This window comes from Paracoccus sp. DMF-8, from assembly GCF_029309835.1.
GTDB lineage: Bacteria > Pseudomonadota > Alphaproteobacteria > Rhodobacterales > Rhodobacteraceae > Paracoccus.
On the sequence record NZ_JARJHL010000003.1, the window covers coordinates 34,896 to 56,609 of the forward strand.

The 21,714-nt window shown below is 65.7% G+C and carries 18 protein-coding genes and 2 pseudogenes; 9 read left to right on the plus strand and 11 right to left on the minus strand.

The window, feature by feature from the left end:
• Positions 1–278 precede the first annotated feature (278 nt).
• Positions 279–848, plus strand: a complete 570-nt coding sequence (locus PE067_RS00790) for a tellurite resistance TerB family protein (RefSeq protein WP_276187389.1) — start codon at positions 279–281, stop codon at positions 846–848.
• A 401-nt stretch (positions 849–1,249) separates the two neighbouring features.
• On the opposite strand, the gene dinB is transcribed toward PE067_RS00790, so the two are convergent.
• The 3 genes from dinB to PE067_RS00805 are packed head-to-tail and all read right to left on the minus strand — an operon-like array spanning position 1,250 to position 4,830.
• A complete protein-coding gene (dinB, locus tag PE067_RS00795) occupies positions 1,250–2,371 on the minus strand; it encodes a DNA polymerase IV (protein ID WP_276187390.1) in 1,122 nt (373 codons plus the stop codon).
• Positions 2,368–3,087: a folate-binding protein gene (locus PE067_RS00800; RefSeq protein ID WP_276187391.1), complete on the minus strand. Its 720-nt coding sequence runs from the start codon at positions 3,085–3,087 to the stop codon at positions 2,368–2,370. Before PE067_RS00800 ends, dinB begins: the two co-directional genes overlap by 4 nt.
• Before the next feature lie 6 nt (positions 3,088–3,093).
• The gene (locus PE067_RS00805; RefSeq protein WP_276187392.1) at positions 3,094–4,830 is read right to left on the minus strand and encodes an ABC transporter transmembrane domain-containing protein; all 1,737 of its coding nucleotides are present in this window, start codon (positions 4,828–4,830) and stop codon (positions 3,094–3,096) included.
• A gap of 206 nt (positions 4,831–5,036) precedes the next feature.
• Between PE067_RS00805 and PE067_RS00810 the strand changes: the two genes are divergently transcribed.
• Positions 5,037–6,170 (plus strand): aminotransferase class V-fold PLP-dependent enzyme, encoded by a 1,134-nt coding sequence (locus PE067_RS00810; RefSeq protein WP_276187393.1) that lies wholly within the window; start codon positions 5,037–5,039, stop codon positions 6,168–6,170.
• Positions 6,171–6,227: 57 nt separating this feature from the next.
• A complete protein-coding gene (locus PE067_RS00815; RefSeq protein WP_276187811.1) occupies positions 6,228–6,527 on the plus strand; it encodes an alkylphosphonate utilization protein in 300 nt (99 codons plus the stop codon).
• Positions 6,528–6,767: 240 nt separating this feature from the next.
• Here PE067_RS00815 and PE067_RS00820 read toward each other — a convergent pair whose 3' ends face one another.
• From PE067_RS00820 to PE067_RS00835, 4 genes are read right to left on the minus strand one after another with little or no spacing between them, the layout of a single operon-like run.
• The gene (locus tag PE067_RS00820) at positions 6,768–7,541 is read right to left on the minus strand and encodes a heme ABC transporter ATP-binding protein (RefSeq protein ID WP_276187394.1); all 774 of its coding nucleotides are present in this window, start codon (positions 7,539–7,541) and stop codon (positions 6,768–6,770) included.
• Positions 7,538–8,608 (minus strand): iron ABC transporter permease, encoded by a 1,071-nt coding sequence (locus PE067_RS00825; protein ID WP_276187395.1) that lies wholly within the window; start codon positions 8,606–8,608, stop codon positions 7,538–7,540. The genes PE067_RS00820 and PE067_RS00825 overlap by 4 nt, the downstream gene beginning before the upstream one ends.
• On the minus strand, positions 8,608–9,495 hold the full coding sequence (locus PE067_RS00830) for an ABC transporter substrate-binding protein (protein ID WP_276187396.1): 888 nt from the start codon (positions 9,493–9,495) through the stop codon (positions 8,608–8,610). Before PE067_RS00830 ends, PE067_RS00825 begins: the two co-directional genes overlap by 1 nt.
• On the minus strand, positions 9,492–10,532 hold the full coding sequence (locus PE067_RS00835; RefSeq protein WP_276187397.1) for a ChuX/HutX family heme-like substrate-binding protein: 1,041 nt from the start codon (positions 10,530–10,532) through the stop codon (positions 9,492–9,494). Before PE067_RS00835 ends, PE067_RS00830 begins: the two co-directional genes overlap by 4 nt.
• A 208-nt stretch (positions 10,533–10,740) precedes the next feature.
• On the opposite strand from PE067_RS00835, the gene PE067_RS00840 reads away from it, so the two are divergent.
• The 6 genes from PE067_RS00840 to PE067_RS00865 all read left to right on the plus strand — a co-directional run bounded on the left by PE067_RS00840 (position 10,741) and on the right by PE067_RS00865 (position 16,867).
• Complete coding sequence (locus PE067_RS00840) at positions 10,741–12,720, plus strand: TonB-dependent receptor (RefSeq protein WP_276187398.1); 1,980 nt, start codon at positions 10,741–10,743, stop codon at positions 12,718–12,720.
• Between the two features lie 301 nt (positions 12,721–13,021).
• Positions 13,022–13,483 carry a hypothetical protein gene (locus PE067_RS00845; RefSeq protein WP_276187399.1) on the plus strand — a complete coding sequence of 154 codons (462 nt, stop codon included), beginning with the start codon at positions 13,022–13,024 and terminating at the stop codon, positions 13,481–13,483.
• Between the two features lie 155 nt (positions 13,484–13,638).
• Positions 13,639–14,046 (plus strand): siderophore-interacting protein, encoded by a 408-nt coding sequence (locus tag PE067_RS00850; RefSeq protein WP_276187400.1) that lies wholly within the window; start codon positions 13,639–13,641, stop codon positions 14,044–14,046.
• Between the two features lie 174 nt (positions 14,047–14,220).
• Positions 14,221–15,570, plus strand: coding sequence for a tonB-system energizer ExbB (gene exbB, locus PE067_RS00855; protein ID WP_276187401.1), 1,350 nt, complete (start codon positions 14,221–14,223; stop codon positions 15,568–15,570).
• A gap of 2 nt (positions 15,571–15,572) precedes the next feature.
• Complete coding sequence (gene exbD / locus PE067_RS00860) at positions 15,573–16,058, plus strand: TonB system transport protein ExbD (protein WP_276187402.1); 486 nt, start codon at positions 15,573–15,575, stop codon at positions 16,056–16,058.
• On the plus strand, positions 16,055–16,867 hold the full coding sequence (locus tag PE067_RS00865) for a TonB family protein (RefSeq protein ID WP_276187403.1): 813 nt from the start codon (positions 16,055–16,057) through the stop codon (positions 16,865–16,867). Before exbD ends, PE067_RS00865 begins: the two co-directional genes overlap by 4 nt.
• Positions 16,868–16,913: 46 nt before the next feature.
• Here PE067_RS00865 and PE067_RS00870 read toward each other — a convergent pair whose 3' ends face one another.
• The 4 genes and pseudogenes from PE067_RS00870 to PE067_RS00885 all read right to left on the minus strand — a co-directional run bounded on the left by PE067_RS00870 (position 16,914) and on the right by PE067_RS00885 (position 21,549).
• A complete protein-coding gene (locus PE067_RS00870) occupies positions 16,914–18,221 on the minus strand; it encodes a cyclopropane-fatty-acyl-phospholipid synthase (RefSeq protein WP_276187404.1) in 1,308 nt (435 codons plus the stop codon).
• A gap of 121 nt (positions 18,222–18,342) precedes the next feature.
• Positions 18,343–19,365, minus strand: a complete 1,023-nt coding sequence (locus PE067_RS00875; RefSeq protein ID WP_276187405.1) for an LLM class flavin-dependent oxidoreductase — start codon at positions 19,363–19,365, stop codon at positions 18,343–18,345.
• Between the two features lie 130 nt (positions 19,366–19,495).
• Positions 19,496–21,215, minus strand: a pseudogene (locus PE067_RS00880) (ABC transporter substrate-binding protein).
• A 77-nt stretch (positions 21,216–21,292) separates the two neighbouring features.
• A pseudogene (locus tag PE067_RS00885) lies at positions 21,293–21,549 on the minus strand (DUF2160 family membrane protein).
• Between the last annotated feature and the right edge of the window lie 165 nt (positions 21,550–21,714).

Genomic DNA, 21,714 nt, shown 5'->3' on the forward strand with positions numbered 1-21,714 from the left:
GAGCCGGGACGGACAAAGCGCGTCCTCGCGGCAGACCGGGGGCGGCATTCTGGGCGATCTGCTGAAAAACAACACACAAAGCGGCGGAGACCGTCGCAGCGGCTCGGGCGGGCTTGGCGATATGCTGGGTCAGGTTCTGGGCGGTGCCGCGGGATCGGCTGGCGCGGGGACGGGTCGGCGCTATGGCGGGCCGAATTCGCGGGGCGCGTCGGGCGGGCTGGGCGGCATTCTGGACCAGATCACCGGCGGGCAGCGCGGTGGACAGCAGGGCGGCGCGCTTGGCGGCATTCTGGGCGGTGCCGCAGCGGGTGGTCTGGGCGGTATTCTGGGCACGCTTCTGGGCAAAGGTCAGGACCAAGGCGACGCGGCCCTGCCCGCGCGCGACAATCTGGCCCAGAAGGATCTGCAGGGCAACCAACGACGCCAGCTTTGGCGAGTTGTTCAACGACTCGCTCACGACCGGCGCGGACCCGGAAGTTGCCCCGACCCCGGAACAGAACGCCATGGCCGGGCTGCTGCTGCGCGCGATGATTCAGGCCGCGAAATCGGACGGCAAGATCGACGACGCCGAAAAGCAGCGCCTGCTGGCCGAGATCGGCGATCTGGACGAGGCCGAGCGCGCCTTTATCCGCGAGGAAATGTCCAAGCCCGTCGATGCCGAGGCGCTGGCCCGCGAAACCCCGCAAGGCATGGGGCCGCAGGTCTATCTGATGTCGCTGATGGCCATCGACTTCGATAACGAGGCCGAGGCGCGCTATCTGCATGCGCTGGCCGAGGCCCTGGGGCTGGATCATGCGCAGGTGAACGAAATCCACGGTCAGGTCGGCGTCCAGAACCTTTACGCCTGATCGCGGCCCGCGCACACCGTGAACGGCAGGCACGGGTTCCTGTCCTGAAACTGCCCTGCGGCAATCCGTCGTCGCAGGGCATGGCTGTGTTCCCCTGCACCCATGATTCCCCTGTGCGCATGGCAACCGTCAGCCATGCAATCGGCGTGGCGCCTGTGCTGTCCGGGACCAAGGTGCACCGCCTTTGCAACAGACGGACCGCCACGGCCATATTACCGCATATGGCCGCGACAGCGGCCCGCGCGGACCCTGCTCAAGAGGCAGTATTAGGGCTACGACGCAGCCGCCCCATAGCCTTCACGGCCGCCAACCACGTCGCCCCGACACGATGCGCCTGCTATTCAGCGACGATAGCGCAAAAAGCAGCCATTCCGTCGATATAACCCTGCCCGCATTCCTGCTTAATTTTCGGTGTCGTCCCCTTTCTCGTCATCGAACAGCCCCAGTTGACGCGGTTCCGCCATGCCCCCGCCCTCCAATCCCGACAGGGTGATTCCCAGCAGGCGGATACCTTGCGGATCGGCAAAGACCGGGATCAGCAGATCCTGCGCGATGGCCAGCATTTCCTGTTCGTCCGCCACGACCCGCGCCAAAGAACGCGCGCGGGTGATCTGGCGGAAATCGCCATATTTGACCTTGAGCGTCACCGTCCGCCCGCGCGTTTCGCTGCGGGTGGCATGGCGCCAGACCTTGTTTGCCAGAACCTCCAATTCCTTGTTCGCCAGATCAATATCGCGCAGATCGGTAAAGAAAGTGTTCTCGGCGCCGATGGATTTGCGGATGCGGTCAGGCTTGACCTCGCGACTGTCGATGCCGCGCGCCACGTTCCAGTAATAGCTGCCCGCCTTGCCGAAACGCGCGATCAGGAAATCAAGGCTTTGGCGGCGCAGATCGGCGCCGTTATAGATGCCATGCGCCTGCATCCGCGCCGCCGTCGCAGGCCCGATGCCGCGAAAATCGCCGATGGGCAGGCCTGCGACGAAATCCGGCCCCGCCTCTGGCGGAATGACGAACAGCCCGTTCGGCTTGCGCTGATCCGAGGCGATTTTCGCCAGAAACTTGTTATAGCTGACCCCGGCCGAGGCGGTCAGTCCGGTGTCCTGAAAAATCCGGGCGCGGATTTCCTGCGCGATCCGCGTTGCCGTGCGGCCATTCAGGTGATCGGTCAGGTCCAGATAGGCCTCGTCCAGCGACAAGGGTTCGATCAGGGGGGTATATTCCGCGAAAATCGCGCGGATCTGCTGGCTGACGGCACGATAGACATCGAAACGCGGCTTGACGAAAATCAGGTCCGGGCACAGCCGCAGCGCGCGTTTCGAGGGCATGGCCGAACGCACGCCAAAGACCCGCGCCTCGTAGCTGGCGGCCGCGACGACGCCCCGCTCGATCCCGCCGACGGCGACGGGATGGCCGCGCAGGGCGGGATTGTCGCGCTGCTCGACCGAGGCATAAAAGGCATCCATATCGACATGGACAATGCGGCGAACGGGGTCGGGGACAGGTTCCTGTCCGCCCGCGCTCATGTCAGGATGCGTGCCTCGCCCGCGGTCAGCGGCACGCCCATCCGGTCGAAACGCATATGTGCGATGGCCCGGCCGTTCGATTGGGTGAACAGCACCCCGGCCTCGCGCCCGTCCTCCATGGTGATCGGCGTGCCGACGGGGGCCGCGCCCTCGATGCCGACCACGCGCAGGCCCTTTTTCAATTCGGCCTTGTGCTTCATCCGGGCCGTCACCTCTTGGCCGACATAGCAGCCCTTGCGGAAATCGACGCCGTTCAGCCGGTCAAACCCTGCTTCAAGGATAAAGCTGTCGTTCGGGATCAGTTCGATCAGGGTTTCGGGGATGGCATGTTCGACGCGGATCGCATCCCAATCGCTGCCGTCATCACCAGCCGTATCGCCATACAGCCGCCAGCCAAGCGCCGGGTGACGGGGATCGGGGATCGCGCCATCCGGCGCAGGCCCGGTCCCGCGCGAGACCTGGATATCCGTCGCCGCAATCTGCACATCGGATCGCAGCTTGTACATCGACAGCCGCCGCAACAGGTCATCGGCCAGCCTGTCATCGACATCGACCAGCAGCGCATCGCCCTGGGGGATCACCAGAAAATCGGCCAGATATTTGCCCTGCGGCGTCAGCAGCGCGGCCCATGCCGGCCCTTTCGACACGTCATTCGTGACCAGACCCTGCAGGAAACCGACGCGATCCTGACCGGAAATACGCATGATACGACGCATGAGACCTCACTTTCCGAATTGCAGACGCACAAGGGCGGCATAGGCGCCATTGCCCTGCATCAACTGGTCATGCGTGCCCTGTTCGACAACCCTTCCGCCTTCGATCACGACGATCTTGTCGGCCTGACGGACGGTGGACAGGCGATGCGCGATGACCAAAGTGGTGCGCCCCACGGACAGTTCATCCAGCGCCTGCTGGACCAGACGTTCGGACGCGGCATCCAGCGCGCTGGTCGCCTCGTCCAAGAGCAGGATCGGCGCGTCGCGCAGGATGGCGCGGGCAATCGCCACGCGCTGACGCTGCCCGCCGGACAGGGCCGAGCCGCGCGGCCCGGCGGCCGTGTCCAGCCCGCCCGGCAGCCCGTCCGCGAAATCCGCGACATGGGCGGCGGTGACGGCAAGGCGCAGGGCATCAGGATCGGCGGGGCGCCCCAGCAGGATGTTTTCCGCCAGCGTTTCGTCAAACAGCGCGGCATCCTGGCTGACGGTCGAAAACTGGTCGCGCAACACGCCCAGATTGTATTCCTGAACCGGCACGCCCCCCAGCAGAACCCGCCCGGATGCCGGATCGACCAGCCGCGTCAGCAGGTTGAAAACCGTGGATTTCCCCGGCCCCGACGGCCCGACCAGCGCGGTGGTCTGCCCCGCCTCTGCCGTGAATGTCAGCCCGTTCAGGACGGGATGGCCGTCGTAATCCAGCCTGACATCGCGCAGCTCGACCGTCGTCGCGGCAGGCGGCTGGACCCGCGCGCCCGAGATGATCGCGGGCTGCATGTCCATCACGTCATAGATCCGTTCCAGCGAGGCCGCCGCCGTCTGCCATGTCCCGGCCAGCATCCCGAGACGGCGCAGGGGCTGAAAGGCCAGCGCCAGCGCGGTGAAAAAGGACATGAAATCGCCGACCGTGCGCTCGCCCTGCGTGACCTCGACCTCGCCAAGGGCCAGAACCCCGATAAAGCCGATGCCGGTCACGATATCGACCAGCGCCGGGATGATCGCGGCCATGGCGGCCATCTTGACCTGACCCTGCCGGATCGCATCGACGATGGCGCCGAAACGGGCGGCCTGATAATCCTCCATCCGGTTCAGCTTGACAGCGTTGATGCCGTGCAGGACTTCGTCCAGACGGGTCGCGCGCTGGCTGGCGATATCGCGGTTCTGGCGCATCTTGCGGCGGACATAGCGTTGCACGACCACCATCGGCACGATCAGGATCGGCGCACCGATCAGCGCGGTCAGCGTCCAGATCGGGTCGATGAGGATCGCCACGGCAAACAGCGACAGCAGCGAAATGATGTCGCGCCCCATGCCGGTGATGAAGGTCTGCCAGACCCCTTGCACGGCCTGACTGTCGCCCTGCACCCGTTCGATCAGCGCGCCGGGCGGGTTTTTCTGAAAGAAGCTGCCGTCCAGTACCATGATATGCGCCAGCAGGTCCTTTTGCATCGAGGTGGACACCGCCAGCGACACCGAGGTCATCAGGCTGCGGTTCACGATATAGGTCACCGCCCGGATGATGAAGAGCGAGAAGATCACCCCCCCGACCCACCAGATCGCATCGGTATCGCCGCCGACGAACACGCGGTCAAACAGCGGTTTCAGCATCCAGCTGAGCAGGCCAAGGGTCGAACCCTCGACCACCAGAAAGATGAAGGCCAGCAGGATCCGGGGCCAGTAGGGCCGCAGATAGTCCCGCCACATCCGACCGAACAGCGGCCCGGTTGCATCCTCTTTGCCCGGCATGGAAATTCCTGATCAGGTGGCGCGTCCCGTCAGGGATACGCGGCAGCGCCGGTCAGGGCAAGCCTGCCGCCCCACCCGTTGACCATGATCGCGGGCGGGCCTACCGATGGTGGGCAGCTTCGCACAGGCAATCCCATGTCCCTTCATCCGGCCGCCCTTTCGCCATTCCCGGCCCCTCGCCCCTGCCCGACCGCGTGATCCGCGCCATGGCCCGCCCCTCGCCCGATATCTATGGCGAGGAACTGGCCGATCTGAACCGCCAGATGATCGCGGGGTTGAAGCGCATCGCCGGGACCTCTGCCCATCTGGCCCCCTATATCGGCAACGGACATGCCGCGTGGGAAGCCGCGAACGCCAATATGCTGGACCGGGGCGACCGCGCGTTGCTGCTGTGTTCGGGCCATTTCGGCCGGGCATGGGGCGAAAACGCCACGGCGCGCGGGATAGATGTGCAGCGCATCGACTTTGGCCCCGCCGCCCCCGATCCCGCCCGTCTGGCCGAGGCGCTGGCCGCCGACAGGGACCAGCAGATCAGGGCCGTTCTGGTCTGCCAGACCGATACCGCCAGTTCCGTGCGCGCCGATATTCCGGCGCTGCGTCAGGCGATGGGCGATCATCCCGCGCTGCTGGCGGTCGATGCCATCGCCTCGCTAGGGTGCGAGCCGATGCGGATGGATGACTGGGGCGTCGATGTGCTGATCTCGGCCAGTCAAAAGGGGCTGATGGCGCCGCCGGGCATGGGCTTCGTGTGGTTTTCCGACAAGGCCCGCGACAGGGCGCGCGACCGCAAGCGTTCCGCGCTGGTGACGCCCTATTGGGACTGGACGCCCCGGATTCAGGCGGATGCGCTGTGGCAGTTCTGGGGCGGGACGCCGCCGGTGCAGTTGATCTTTGCCATGAACGAAGCCATTGCGATGATCGAGGATGAAACCCTGCCCGCGATCTGGGCGCGGCATCAGGCACTGGCCGGGGCCACATCCGCCGCGATCGATGCATGGGGGGCGGGCCATCCGGGGATCGGCCATCTGGTCGCCGACCCCGCCGCGCGGGCCAATGCGGTGACGGCGGTGAACCTGCCGGGCGCGGATCGGCTGCGCGGCTGGTGCCGCGACATGGCCGGGCTGACACTGGGGATCGGCCTGGGCGCGGACCGGCCCGAGAACGCCATGCGCATCGCCCAGATGGGCCATGTCAGCGCGCATCAGCATCTGGGCACGCTGGCTGTGATTCAGGCGGGGCTGATCGCGCTGGATATCCCGCATGGCGCGGGCGCGCTGGATGCAGCGGCGGGGGCGATTGCTCGATCAGCGGCGGCGGCGGCGGCGGCGACAGGGGCGTGATTGCATCCCCGCCCCGCAACACCTAAGCACGAAACCGGAAACGGGAAATTCACAAGGATCAGGGGTATGAGCGACGACGATTATGTCTATGACGAGGCCAGCGGCGAATGGCGTCCGAAATCCGAAATGGCCGAGGCGAACCGCACCGTGGTCCGCGACGCCTCGGGCAACGAACTGGCCGACGGCGATTCCGTCACGCTGATCAAGGACCTGAAGGTCAAGGGCGCGGGTCAGACGCTGAAACAGGGAACCGTCATCCGCTCGATCCGGCTGACCGACAATCCCGAAGAAATCGACTGCCGCCACGACACGATCAAGGGTCTGGTGCTGCGCACGGAATTCGTCCGCAAACGCTGATCGCGCCCGAATTCAGGGGCGACAATGGGAAAGAGCGTGCGACAGGGCGGGCGCAGGATCCCTGCGATCCGATTGCCCGCATTGCCCCGCACGGCCTGCGCCAAGAAGCCCGGCAATGGAACGCCGACAGCCTGTCGGCACGACCAGCGGGGGGCGGGGAAACCGGCGGGGCGGGCCGATGAAGCGCAGGCCCTTCATGCCCCCACATCTATGCCCGCAGAAACGGGCCGGGGCAAATAGTCAGGCCGCCGCGTGGGGCAGGACCCAGATCCCCGCCTGCGGCACGGCATTGACCTGTAGCGAACAGCCATAGGCCCGCGACAGGATCTGATCGGTCAGGACCTGCTCGGGTCGGCCCTGTGCCAGCACCTGCCCCGCCGTCAGCAGGGTGATGCGATGGGCGAACATCGCCGTCAGGTTCAGGTCGTGCATGACCGCGACGACACCCCCGCCGCGCCGGGCATAATCGGCGGCCAGCCGCATCACGGTCAGCTGATGGGCAATGTCCAGAGAGCTGACGGGTTCGTCCAGAAACAGCCAGCGCGGGCCGTCCTCGCCCACCGGATGCCAGACCTGCGCCAGCACGCGGGCCAGTTGCACGCGCTGCTGTTCGCCGCCCGACAGTTCCTGATACAGCCGCCCGGCAAAGCCCGGCAGGTCGACCGCCGACAGCGCCGACAGGATCAGCGCATCGGCGCGTTCGCGGCGGACCTCCAGCCCGATGCGGACGACCTCGGCCACGGTAAAGGGGAACGCCAGCACGGTCGCCTGAGGCAGCACGCCGCGCATCCGCGCCAGCGCCTCGGGCGACAGTTTGCGCATGTCATGGCCGTTCAGCGCGATCCGGCCCGTGCAGGTGATTTCGCCGGTCATCGAGCGCATCAGCGTCGTCTTGCCCGAGCCGTTGGGACCGACGATGGCGGTGAATTCGCCCGGATTGGCGTGGAAATCGACGCCCTTCAGGATCGGCTTGCGGCCCAGTTCGACGCGGATATCGGTGGCGGTCAGGGTCATAGATCGACGACTCCGCGCTTTTTCAGCAGAATCCACAGGAACACCGGCCCGCCGATCAGGGCGGTGATGATGCCGATGGGCAGCTCTGCCGGGGCGACGATGGTGCGGCTGGCGACATCGGCCAGCAGCAGCATGGTGGCGCCCAACAGGGCCGAGTTGATCAGCAGCCAGCGGTGATCCGGCCCGGTCGCCAGACGCAGCAGATGCGGCACGACGATGCCGACGAAACCAATGCCGCCGGACACCGCGACGGCCGCGCCGGTCGCGGCGGCGACGGTCAGGATCGCGGCATTCTTGATGCGTTGCAGGCGGATGCCGGTGTGGCTGGCCGCCGCTTCCCCCAATGCCAGCGCATTCAGCCCCCGCGCCAGCAGCGGCGAAAAACCCAGTGCGATCAGGATGATCGGTCCCGCGACCATGACCTTGGTCCAGTTGGCGCCGGCCAGCGACCCCAGCCCCCAGAAGGTCAGTTCACGCAACTGGTTGTCATTGGCCTTGAAGACCAGCACGCCGGACACCGCCCCGGTCAGCGCACCCAGCACGATCCCCGCCAGCAGCATCGTCGCGATGGATGTGCGCCCGCTCAGCGTCGCGATCCGATACAGCACCATCATCGAACACCAGCCGCCGACGAAAGCCGCAACCGGCACCAGATACCAGCCAAAGAAATTCGCCAAAGCCACCGGCAGGCTGCCCGCCAGAACGATCATCGAAATCGCCCCAAGCGAGGCACCGGCGCTGACCCCCACCAGCCCCGGATCGGCCAGCGGGTTGCGAAACAGCCCCTGCATGACCGCGCCGGAACAGGCCAAAGCCGCGCCGACCAGAATGCCCATCAACAGGCGCGGCATGCGAATGTCAAAGATCACGACCCGGTCCTGCAAGGACAGCTCGCGCCCCGCCGCCAGATCGCCCAGCACCCGCCAGAAGGACGTGCCAGCCGCCCCCCAGCCAAGCGAAAACAGCGATGTCGCCAGCAGCACGACGATCAGGATCACGCTGATCCGGCGCGCGCGGTGGCTGCGGTCGCCGTCGATGCGCAGCGCGTCGGGGGTGACCGACACCATTATTCCGCCCCGTAAAGCGCCTGATGCAGCTCGCGCGCGGCCCGGGCGGTGCGCGGACCAAAGCCCAAGAGCAGCAGCCCGTCCATCATCACGACCTGACCGTTCTGGCCGGCAGGCGTGGTCTGGATCGCGGGCATGGCCAGCAGCGCATCGCGCGCGCCGCCGTGGCCGCTGCCGCCATTGGCCGCCGCATCCGCCGCATCATCGCCCCGGCTCATCATCAGGATGACATCGGGGGCGGCGGCGGTCACGGCCTCGTCCGTGACCTGCTTATAGCCGTCAAAGCCGGTGATCGCATTCTCGCCCCCGGCCAGCCCGATGATCGCATCGGCGGAACTGCCCTGCCCGCCCGCCATGATCCGGCCACCTTGCAGGGACAGGATGAACATGACCTTTTTCTTCGTTTCCAGCGCGGCGGCATCGGCCTGAACGGCGGCGATGCCGTCCTTGACCTCGGCCGCCAGCGCGGCGCCGTGATCGGACATGCCCAAGGCGTCGGCGACGATGGTGATCTTGTTCGCGATGCCTTCGGGTTCATAGGATTCGGGCACCTCGACATAGGGGATGCCCGCGCCTTTCAGAACCGAAATCGCCTCGGGGGGGCCGGCGCCTTCGTCGGCGATAATCAGTTCGGGTGCGACCGACAGCACCCCTTCGGGCGACAGCGCGCGGACATAGCCGACATCGGGCAGGGCCAGAACCTCGGGCGGATAGCTGGCGGTGGTGTCGCGCGCGATCAGGCGGTCGCCCTGCCCCAAGGCATAGACGATTTCCGTGATCGACCCACCTAGCGACAGCACGCGCCGGGCGTCGGGATAGCCCTCGGCCCATGCGGCAAAGGGTGCGGATGCAATCGCCAGCGCCGCGATCAGGGCGCGGCGTTTCATTCCGCCGCCTCGGCCAGCACCGGCAGGTCATTGACCAGCGCGGCCCAGACCGCCGCATCGCCGCCTTTTTCCGGGCGCATCCCGAAACATTGAAAGATCAGCCCGCCTTCGGCATCGAACGCCTCGACCGAGATCGCCGGGCCGCGTTTCGTTGGCTTGTCGACCAGCCAGACCTCGGCGATGTGATCGCCACGCAGATGCAGGTTGAAACGCGGGTCCATGACATTGATCCACGGCCCCATCGGCTTCAGGCTGTCCATGCGGCCGGAATGGATTTCGATACAGCCTTGATTGCCGACGAACATCATCACCGGCACGCCGCCCGCGCTGACGCGGTCAAACAGTTCGGTGACGGCCTCGACCGCCAGCGGCCGGGCCAGAGGCGCGCCGACGATGCGATAGGCGCCAAGCCGGTTCATTTTCAGCCGCCGCACCAGAATGTTGAACTGATGCGTGTCGGTCATCTCGCGCCATTCCTTGCGCAGGATTTCGACCTTGTCCATGGGGGCCTTGGCGGGTTCGACCGGGGCGCGCGCGTCAAAGGCGATGGTGTCGGACTGGTCGGCGATGGCCAGATCGCGCTTCAGCGTCTCCCACGCACCCAGATCGGAATTGTCGCGCAGATGGACCTTGTGGATCGCATCGCCCGCCGCGTCAAAGACCTGGATCGAGCGGCGCGTGCCCTGTTCACCCTGAACCTCGACCGCAAAGGCATGGACCCAGTAACGCGGGAACATCCGCATGTCGATTTCCGGGTCCAGCGTCATCGAGGCATGTTCGCCATCGTGGAAATTGTTGTAGGTGCCGATCTTTTCGATGACGCAGGAACGGTTGCGGGTCAGCGCCATGACCTCTCCCAGGCTCTGGATCGCGGGGAACAGCTTGCCCGGCGCCGCCTCGATCTGCAGATTGCCATGCCCGACATCGGCCGCGACCAGCGCGCATTCGGGCACGCCAAGACGGTCGGCAAGATCGAAGGGGCGGCCGGTATCTTCCTGCTTCAGCTTGCGCAATTCGGCGGCGGTGTAAGTCGGCATTGGGAATCCTTGAATCTGGCGTCGATGGTCACGGACGGGATCTGACAAAGGATCGCGGCTGTGTGCTTGACAATTTTACTTGGTTAAATAGCGAGCGCAAGACACGCCAGCACCCCGCCAGCCCCCACGCAGCAGAAATAGGGGAAAAAGCGGGATGGCGACCAGAACGGCATTGTTGGCAAGCGCGGCATGTATCATTTCAGGCCCCATGGCGGTATGGGCACAAGACGGCAACCGGACCTATGTTCTGGACCCCGTCGTGATCTATGCGGGTCAGCCCAAGGTCGCCTCCGAGGTCCCGCAATCGGTCACCGTCGTCGGCCCCGAACAGATCGCCGAAATCGCCCCCGGATCGGTCGGCGAAATTCTGGCCACGGTGCCGGGCGTTGCGGGCACCGGCTCTGGCAGCTTTTTCGGACAGGGCTTCAACATCCGCGGCTTTGGCACGACCAGTTCGGCCGCGTCCGAATCCGGCATCGTTCAACTGATTGACGGCGAAGAAAAATATTACGAATCCTATCGGCAGGGATCGCTGTTCGTCGAACCGGATTTCCTGCGTCAGGTGCAGGTGCTGCGCGGCCCCGGTTCGTCCACGCTTTACGGATCAGGCGCGCTTGGCGGCGTCATCGCCATGGAAACCATCGAGGCATCCGACCTAATCGCCGAAGGCGCGACGCAGGGCGGCCGGGTCAAGCTGGGCTATGCCTCGAACCCCGACACATGGACGGGCAGCATCATGTGGGGCTGGCGCCCGACGGCGGATTTCGAGGCGCTGGCCGCCTTTGCCTATCGCGATCTGGGCGACACCAAGGACGCCAATGGCGATGTCACGATCCGCACCAATTCGCGCACCCCGAATGTGCTGCTGAAGGCCGTGCAAACCTTTGGCGACCATTATGTCGCCTTTTCCTATCAGCATCTTGAGGCCAAGGGCGACAATCAGGACTTCAACCAGCTGGACGGCGCGCAGGCGGGGCTGTTTCCCGGTTTTGCCGGTTGGGGCGTCGGCGATATCACCACCCGCGACCAGGTGGCGAAAGCGGTCTGGGGCTACAACCCGCAGGACAACCGGCTGGTAGATCTGACCGCCACCCTGTCCTATACCAACACGATGAAGGACGTGCGTCAGGGCGACGACCCCGACGAGCCGATCATGTCCAGCCTGCTGGGCGAACGCGACTACAAACTGTGGAAACTGAAGCTGCGCAACGTCTCGGACCTGTCCACCGACAGCTATGACCATTTCCTGACGACGGGGATCGAGGGGCTGAAACAGGACCGGTCGTCATCCGTGCCGTCCTCGTCCCACCCCGAGGCTTATACCCGCGCCTTTTCGGCCTATGCCTGGTCGGAATTCTCGTGGGATCGCCTGACCGTCAACACCGGCCTGCGCTATGAAAAGCAGCGCACGGAACCGAAATCGACCGTCACCGTGCTGGACGAAAAAATCAGCGCCGAAGCGATCGAGCCGCAGATCGGTGTGATTTACCGCCTGAACGACCAGTTTTCGGTCTTTGGCTCTTACGCCTATGTCAATCGCCTGCCGACCGTCGATGAACTGTATGACAGCTTCAACGGCCGCCCGGCGAATCCCGATCTGAAGGATGAAAAGGGCAAGAACATCGAAATCGGTCTGGGCTACCGCAATGCGGGCGTCATCCGCGATGACGATGAACTGGTCGCCAAGCTGACCCTGTTTCGCAACAATATCACCAACATGATCTCTCGCCCGGCGACAGATGCCCCGCTGACCGTGCCCGGCTTTGTCAACATCGACCGCGCCTATCTGCGCGGTGGCGAGCTGGAGGCCAGCTACCGCACCGGCGCCTTTGATTTCGGCGCGGCGTTCTCGGTGGTCAACGGCTACGATCAGGACGGCGACAAGCTGACCAGCCTGCCCAACAACCGCGTCGTCCTGTCGGCAAGCTGGCGTCCGAACGACGACTGGAAGCTGGGCCTGCGCAGCACGCTGGCCGATGGCCGCGACAAGCCCGATGGCACGCATCGCAGCGGCTACGGCGTCCATGACATCTATGCGACCTGGACCCCGCAATCCGGCCCCGTCGCCGGGATCGAGGTTCACGCCGGCATCGACAATGTCACCGACCACGATTACCTGCCCGCAACCTGGACCGATGTCCGGGCACCGGGGCGCAACTTCAAGCTTTCCGTCGCCCGGAATTTCTAGGCGCCGCGTTTTCCTGGCACCGGCACTTTCTGGCACCCCTTTTTCTGGCACCGGCACCTTTGGCACCGCGATTTTCTGGCACCCATCACTTTCCAAACCACGACTTTTCACCACGGATCTTTCAAAAGGCTCGCGACAGCCTGCCCGCCCGGCTCCCTCTCGGGCGGGCTTTTTCATGCCGGGTCCGGGTTACGGCGAGCGGGGGTGTCGGCGGATGACGCTGGCCGGGATTGTCCCGGCCCGGACATGGCCCCACATTGACAACACCCGCTTTGGGCCAAACGCCGCGACAGGGCAGACCATGCGCACCACGCCCCTTCCCGAATTCCAGTCCGAGGCCGTCTTGCCCGAACTGTGCTTTGACCGGTTGCTGCCACATCTGCAGGCCCATGCCCGCGCGCGGGGCGCCGATCTGCACAATGGTCATGGCCGGTCGGTCTGGGTGCAGGACAGGCGCGGCGAATATGGCGCGCGGAAACTGGGCACGGGCAGCCTGCTTTATGCCCGCGCCCATCAGCGCGACGGGCTGGCCGGGGTGCAGGCCGAAATCGCCGCGCTGGCCCTTGCCAGCGGCGGGGCGCGGCCCGACTGGAACACCGACGCCCCGAACCGCGCGCCGGTCGGCTTCAGCACGGCTCAGGTCGTGTCGGTCACCCGGCTTTCCCTCGATTTCCTGCGCCTCAGGCTGGCCGGAGCGGGTTCGCCCGCCCTGCGCAGGACGATTCGATCCATTTCCGACTGGTCCAGCCAAGGCCCGGCCTGACAGCGCCGGTCTGGCCGCATGTCGGAGACCGGGGGCAGACGGTCTGGCCCACCGGCGACCACGCCCTGCGCCGCCCGGTCTATACGACGCGCCGCATCGACCCCGCTGCGGGCTGGCTGGACACCGATATCTTTCTGCATCCCGGCGGGCGCACGGTGGATTGGGCGCTGGCCGCGCGTCCCGGCGATCCGGTGGGGCTGATGGGCCCTTCGGGCGGCGGCGTGCCGCAAGGCGACCGGCTGATCCTTGCAGGCGATGAAACCGCCTATCCCGCGATCGCCCGCTTTCTGGAAACGCGGGCGGGCAATGCGCGGGGTCAGGTCTGGCTGCTGGGCCAGAGCGCCGATTACCCCCTGCCCGAAACCCCGGAATTCGAGGTTCTGCACCGTCCCGGTGGCGAATCGCAACTGGCCGCAATGCTGGAACCCGCCCCCTGCCGCATCGCTGATCTGCTGTGGGTCGGCGGAGAACGCCGCGCGATCGAACCGTTACGCCGGCTTGCCGCCGATAAAATGGCCCCGGACGGGCTTTTCAGCCATGTTTCCGCTTTCTGGACGGCATGAATCGGGCGCATGGCATTGCTTGCTAATAGTTGACAATTTTACATGGGCAGCGGATAGGGACGTAACTGTCCGCAATGGGCAGGCAAGCCCGGCTGCCCATTGCGTGGCGATTGCTTTCAAATCCTACGGCGCAGCAACCGCGCGCGCCCCGAGACTGCAAAAAGAAGGATAACCATGACCAATCAGCGAAAGTCGCGCAAAGCCGCGAATATTCAGGCCATGACGCTGGCTTGCTTGCTGATGGCAGCGACCCCGCTGGCCGCGCAGGAAACCACCCTGCCCGAGCCGCAGGGCACCGCAACCGAATCCACCCAGACCACGCCGGACACGGCAGCGCCGCAGGCGGCCCCCGAAGCAGCCGCACCGGCAGCCTCCGCACCGGCAGCCCCCGCAGCAACGACGCCCGCGACACCTCCGGTGACGACGGCACCCGCCGCAGGAACGCCCGCCGAGACAGGCGCAGAGACACCTGCCGCGCAAACCCCTGCGGCACAGACACCCGCAGCAGAAACCACCCCTGCGGCAAGCACCGGGACCGCCCCGGCGGCCGTCGCGCCTGCCGCGACTGAAACCCCGGCTCCGGCCGCGACCACGCCTGCGGCCCCTGCGGCAACCACGCCCGCAGCCGGCGAAGCACCGGCAACCCCTGCGGCAGACGCCGCCGCAACGGGTGCAGCCGCCCCGTCCGGCGAAACCGCGGCTGACGCCGCTGCCTCGACCGCGACTCCGGCGGCGCCCGCCGCCGAACCCGCCGAAGCGGAAGACGCGGCCCCCTCGTTCCTGCCCGAATCGGTGCAGCGCGCGCTGGATCCGGTGCTGAACCCACCCGCGCGGGACCCGAACCTGCCGCATGACCTGTCGCCCGTCGGCATGTTCATCGCGGCGGATATCGTCGTGAAAGCCGTGATGATCGGCCTGGCCTTTGCCTCGGTCGTCACCTGGACCGTGCTGGTCATGAAGGTGCTGGAACTGATGGGCGCCTCGGGCCGCGTCGCCCGCGCCCGCCGCATCATCGAAGATTCCGCCGACCTGCCGCAGGCCGCCGCCGCGACCAAGGGCCGGGGCGATCCCGCCTCGCGCATGGTGCGTGCCGCGATGGCCGAATATGAACGCTCGGCCCCGTCGCTGGTCGGTCGTCAGGGCGACGACGGGCTGAAAGAGCGCGTCCATTCCCGCCTTGGCCAGATCGAAGGTCAGGCGGGCCGCAGCATCAGCCGTGGCACCGGCCTTCTGGCCACCATCGGTTCGACCGCGCCCTTTGTCGGCCTGTTCGGCACGGTCTGGGGCATCATGAACAGCTTCATCAGCATTTCCGAATCGCAAACCACCAACCTCGCCGTCGTCGCCCCCGGTATCGCCGAGGCGCTGCTGGCCACCGCCATCGGCCTGGTCGCGGCCATCCCGGCCGTCGTCATCTACAACGTCTTTGCCCGCGCGATCACGGGCTACCGCATGAAACTGTCGGCAGCGGGCGCAGGCATCCAGCGTCTGGTCAGCCGCGACCTGGACTTCAGGGGGGTCTGAAAATGGCCGGAGGCATTCGCGAAAGCTCGGGGGGGTTCGGCGACGATCTGCCCGACAACCACGAGATCAACGTCACGCCCTTTATCGACGTGATGCTGGTCCTGCTGATCATCTTCATGGTGGCGGCGCCTTCGGCGACGGTCGATGTGAACATCGACCTGCCGGTGTCGAATGCCACGCCCGCCCAACGCCCGGATCAGCCGGTCTATCTGACGATCCAGCCGGACCTGACGCTGAACTCGGGCAATGATCCGGTCGCCGAGGGCGCCTTGCAGGCCGCGCTGGACCGGGCGACCGGCGGCAACCGCGAACAGCGTATCTTCCTGCGCGCGGACAAGGTCGTCGCCTATGGCGATGTCATGGACACCATGAACGAGATGCGCAGCGCGGGCTATCTGAAAATCGCACTGATCGGGCTGGAGGCCGCGCCGGGCGAACAGGTCGCCCCGCCCGCAGCCACACCAGAAGCAGCGGGGGCAGGGCAATGAGTTCGCGGACCGGCAATTTTCTGCGTGATTCGGCGGCCTGGGGCACGGCAGGGCTGATCGTTCTGACCGCCCATGTCGCGACAGCCGCCTGGCTGATGCGTGACGCCGAAGCGGCGCAGATCTCGGGCCTGCCCGAGCCGGTCTTTATCGACATGGCCGAAATGCCCATGGCCGCCGCCGAACCGGAGGAGGTCGAGCAGGTCGAGCAAGAGGAATCGAAACCCGAACCGGAACCCGAGCCGGATTTCAGCGAACTGCCCCTGCCCGAACTGGAACCGCTGCCGGATATGAACTCGCTGTTCCCGCCGCCGCCCGACGCGGTCGTGCTGACGCGGTCGGAACGCCCGCAGCCCCGCCCCGAAAAGCGCGAGGAACCCAAGGTGGTCGAGCGTCGCGAACCCGAGCCGGAGCCCAAGCGCGAACGTCGCAGGGAACCCGAGGCGGTCCAGCAACGGCAATCCACCCGCGTCGACGCGCCGCGCGCCGATCGCACGGCAGCCCGCAGCGCGCCCGCAGGCAATGTCACCCGCCGCCAGACCGAAAGCTGGCAATCGACCGTGCAATCGCGGGTCGCGCGTCACATGAACCGCACCCGGATGCCGGGCCGGCGCGGGTCCCTGTCCACGCAGGTCCGGGTCAGCATCAGCGCGAATGGCACCGTCACCGGGGCGCGCATCAACGGTTCGACGGGCGATCCTGCGGTCGATGCCGCGCTGAGCCGTCAGGCCGCGCGGATGCCGAACCTGCCCCCCCATCCCAGTGGCACGCCGCAGTCGCTGGTCGTGCCGGTCGTGGTGCAATTCCGCTGAAGGGCAAAGAGCCGCTCCCGTGGGCGGCTTTTGCGGGCGGCTTTTTTCATGGCGCCATCCCGTCCCCCTCGAACCTCGGCCGAAGATCGGGCCAATCCTCGGGCCATGCGGGGGCGGGAATGCCGTTTTCCGCCTCCAGCCGTTGCAGGCGGGTTTCCTCGGTCGCCAGATAGTCGCGGGTGATCGGCACGGCGTCGTTGCGATGGGCCATCTGGATCTGGAACACCACCATATCGCCCAGGCGAAAGCTGGCCTCGCTGCCGGCAAGGTAGAATTCCCACATCCGGCAGAACGCCTCGTCATAGATCGCCAGCGCGCGGTCGCGCTGCACCATGAACCGCGCCCGCCAGGCGCGCAGGGTTTCGGCATAGTGAACCCGCAGAATCTCGATATCCGCGACGATCAGGCCCGATTTTTCAATGGCACGCATGACCTCGGACAGGGCCGGGATATAGCCGCCCGGAAAGATGTATTTGTGGATGAAGGGGTTCGTCGCCCCCGGCGGGTCCGACCGCCCGATGCTGTGCAGCAACATCACCCCACCGGGCCGCAGGACCTGCGCGGCCTTGCGGAAATAGGTGTCGAAATGGTTGACGCCGACATGTTCGAACATGCCGACCGACACGATCCTGTCGAACTGCCGGCCGATATCGCGGTAATCACGCAGCTCGAAGCTGACGCGGTCGCCCAGCCCGCCGGTCGCGGCGCGGCGCTGCGCGACGGCAAGCTGTTCATCCGACAGCGTGACACCCCGCACCCGCGCACCCGCGACCTGCGCCAGATACAGGCCCATGCCGCCCCATCCGCAACCGATGTCCAGAACCTCGTGTCCCTGCGACAACAGCAGCTTGGCGGCGATATGGCGCCTTTTCAGCAGTTGCGCATCGGCCAGATCCAGATCGGGATCGGTGAAATAGCCGCATGAATATTGCGCATCCGGGTCCAGAAACAGCCGATACAGATCGGCCGACAGATCGTAATGGCGCCGGACATTGCCGCGAGAGCGGGCATGGGTGTTCATCTGTTGCAGACGCCGCCCGGCCTCGCGCAGCTTTTCCAGCACCACCATCCAGGGCGCCGCTGCCGGGCGCGTCCCGGCGTTTTCATGGGCCAGCATGATCAGGTCATAAATATCGCCCTGCAACAGGTCGATATCGCCATCCATATAGCATTCGCCCAGTTTCAGCGCCGGGTCCATCGCCACCGCGCGTTCCGCCGCCGCGCTGTTGAAGCGCAGCGTCACCGGCCGCCCCGTCCCGTCGCCATGGGTCCATGACCGGCCCGCCGCGTCGATCAGGGTCAGATTGCCGCGCCTTACAAGTCGATCCAGATAGGCGCGAAGTATCACATTCATTCCAGCACCTGCCGATTGCCCGGCTGTCACGACCAAAGGCGCCGGTCGCCCGGCGGCCCTGATCGTTACAAACCAAGATCGTGGGCGCGGGAAAGTTCCCGCCAGCCCCTGACGACAGCCCCTAACGCCAGCCCATCGCGGGCGCGACATGGGTCAGCAGGCTTTCGATCACATGGGCGTTGTAATCGACGCCCAGCTGGTTCGGGACGGTGAACAGGATCGTATCGGCCTCGGCCAGCGCCTGATCCTGCTTCAGTTCGTCGATCAGCCTGTCGGGCTCGGCGGCATAGGACCGGCCAAAGATCGCGCGGGTATTGGCGTCGATATAGCCGATCTGGTCATCCGATTTGCCGTCGCGGCCGAAATAGGCGCGGTCCATGTCGCTGACCAGCGCAAAGACCGAGCGGCTGACCGACACGCGCGGCGTGCGGGCATGTCCCGCCTCGCGCCATGCCGCGCGATAGGCGCGGATCTGGGCTGCCTGCTGGATGTGGAACGCTTCGCCGGTTTCGTCGTCTTTCAGCGTCGAGCTTTGCAGGTTCATGCCCAGTTTCGCGGCCCAGACCGCCGTCGCATCGGAACCGGCGCCCCACCAGATGCGGTCGCGCAGCCCTTTGGAATGGGGTTCGGGACGCAGCAGGCCGGGCGGGTTCGGAAACATCGGGCGCGGGTTCGGTTTCGCGAAACCATCGCCGCGCAAGACGTCCAGAAAAACCTCGGCGTGGCGGCGGGCCATGTCGGCCTCGGTCTCGCCTTCCGCCGGGGCATAGCCGAAATGACGCCAGCCGTCGATCACCTGCTCGGGCGAGCCGCGGCTGATGCCCAGTTGCAGCCGCCCGCGCGAAATCAGGTCCGCCGCGCCCGCATCCTCGGCCATATACAGCGGGTTTTCATAGCGCATGTCGATGACCGCCGTGCCGATCTCGATCCGGCTGGTGCGCGCCCCGACCGCCGCCAGCAGGGGAAAGGGCGATGCCAGTTGGCGCGCAAAATGGTGGACGCGGTAATAGGCGCCGTCCAGACCCAGTTCTTCGGCCGCGACGGCAAGGTCGATGGATTGCAACAGCGCGTCCTGCGCCGTCTGCGTGCCCGAACCGCGACCCGGCGACCAATGGCCAAAGGACAGGAAACCAAGGTTTTTCATGTTGCCACCATGCATAAAGCGTTGAACGTCAGCTATGGCCCCAGGGACGCGGATACAAGTGTGCGGGGCGACAGCCCGCCATGCAAAAAGGGCGGGTCGCCCCGCCCTTTTCCCGATCATGTCATGGCGATCACCGCCAGGACTTGATCAGCTCCTCGTACGAAATCGTTTCGCCCTGCGGCTTTTCGTTGTCCAGCTTGGCCACAGGTGCGCCCGGCGCATCCAGCCATTCCTGAGGATCCTTTTCCTCGTTCAGTTTCGGCCCCAGATCGCCCTGCACGCCAGCCCGTTCCAGACGTTCCAGCACGCGTTCCTGTTCGGCACAAAGCGCATCCAGCGCCTCTTGCGGGGATTTCGCGCCGGACATGGCATCGCCGATATTCTGCCACCAAAGCTGTGCCAGCTTGGGATAATCCGGGATGTTCGTGCCGGTCGGCGACCACTGGACGCGGGCCGGAGAACGGTAGAATTCCACCAGACCGCCCAGCATCGGCGCACGTTCCGTAAAGGATTCATGCTGGATCGAGCTTTCGCGGATGAAGGTCAGCCCGACATGGCTTTTGCGCGTATCGACGGTTTTGGAACTGACGAATTGCGCATAAAGCCGTGCCGCCTGCGCGCGATCGTCCGGCGTCGATTTCAGCAAGGTCCAGGACCCCACATCCTGATAGCCGACCTTGGTGCCTTCGGTCCAATAGGCGCCGTGGGGGCTGGGGGCCATGCGCCATTTCGGCGTGCCGTCCTCGTTCATCACCGGGGTGCCCGGCTTGACCATATCGGCGGTAAAGGTCGTATACCAGAATGCCTGCTGGGCGATGTCACCGCGCGCGGGCACCGGGCCTGCCTCGCCAAAGGTCATGCCCTGTGCCTCGGGCGGGGTGAATTTCTGCAGCCATTCCACGGCCTTGGTCACCGCATAGACCGCCGCCGCGTCATTGGTCGCACCACCACGCGCCACGCAGGAACCGACGGGCCGCGAGTTTTCATCGACGCGGATGCCCCATTCATCGACCGGCAGACCATTCGGTTCGCCATGATCGCCCATCCCGGCCATGGACATCCAGGCATCGGTGTAACGCCAGCCAAGGCTGGGGTCCTTCTTGCCGTAATCCATATTGCCCCATGCCTTCGAGGGGCCGCCCTCGATATAGGACATGTCGCGGCCGGTAAAGAATTCGGCGATATCTTCGTAAGCCGACCAGTTCACCGGAACGCCCAGATCATAGCCGTATTTCGCCTTGAAATCGTCCTTGGTCTTTTGATCGTCGAACCAGTCCTGACGGAACCAATACAGGTTCGCGAATTGCTGGTCAGGCAGTTGATACAGCTTGCCATCGGGGGCGGTCGTGAATTTCAGCCCGATGAAATCGTCCAGATCCAGACCGGGGTTGGTGAAATCCTTGCCCTCGTTTTCCATCCAGTCGGTCAGGCTGCGCGCCTGCTGATAGCGCCAATGGGTGCCGATCAGGTCGCTGTCGTTGATACAGGCGTCATAGACGTTTTCGCCGGTCTGCATCTGGGTTTGCAGCTTTTCGACGACATCGCCCTCGCCGATCAGGTCATGGGTGACCTTGATGCCGGTGATCGCGGTAAAGGCCGGGGCCAGCACCTTGGATTCATATTCATGGGTGGTGATGGTTTCCGACACCACCTTGATATCCATCCCCGCCAGCGGTTTCGCGGCGTCGATGAACCATTGCATTTCCTTTTCCTGATCCGCGCGCGACAGCGCGGACACGCCGTCGATTTCGGCATCGAGAAACGCCTTGGCAGCGTCCATATCGGCCCAGGCGTGGCCAGCCGGTCGCCATCAGCGCAAGCGCGGTGGCGGCTGTGGTCCTCAGTTTCAGGACTTCCTCCCTGTGGAACAAGGTCGTTCCGCTCATTCCGTGGCCGACCTCCTCTGGCCGCCCATCGGTTTGGCGTGTCAGACCCAGCGGAACACCGCCGCGGCCCAGACAAGAGACAGCGCAAGACCCCACCAGACCGGCGGGCCCGCGAAAAACAGCCAGCCCAGACAGATGAAGGCCGAGCCGAGCAGCGTGATGAACAGCCAGGTCCCCCCGCGTCGTCTCGATCCGCAAAATGCCGGATGCGCGGGGTTTCGGGGAACCGGATCGCCAGGACTGGAACAGCACCAGCAGGCTCGGCAGATGCGACCCAGAAAAACAGCGCCACCGGCAAGCTCCAGTGCCATCCAGCCACCGGGTGATCATCGCGGTACCGAACCAGTCCTTGGCGCCGTCGCGGCCCATGGGCGTGGCCCAGATCAGGAGGTGCCAGCGCGGCGCCCATGGAACAACGATGGCCGTGGTATGGATCGCGGGCCATGTTGCGCGGCGGGTGACG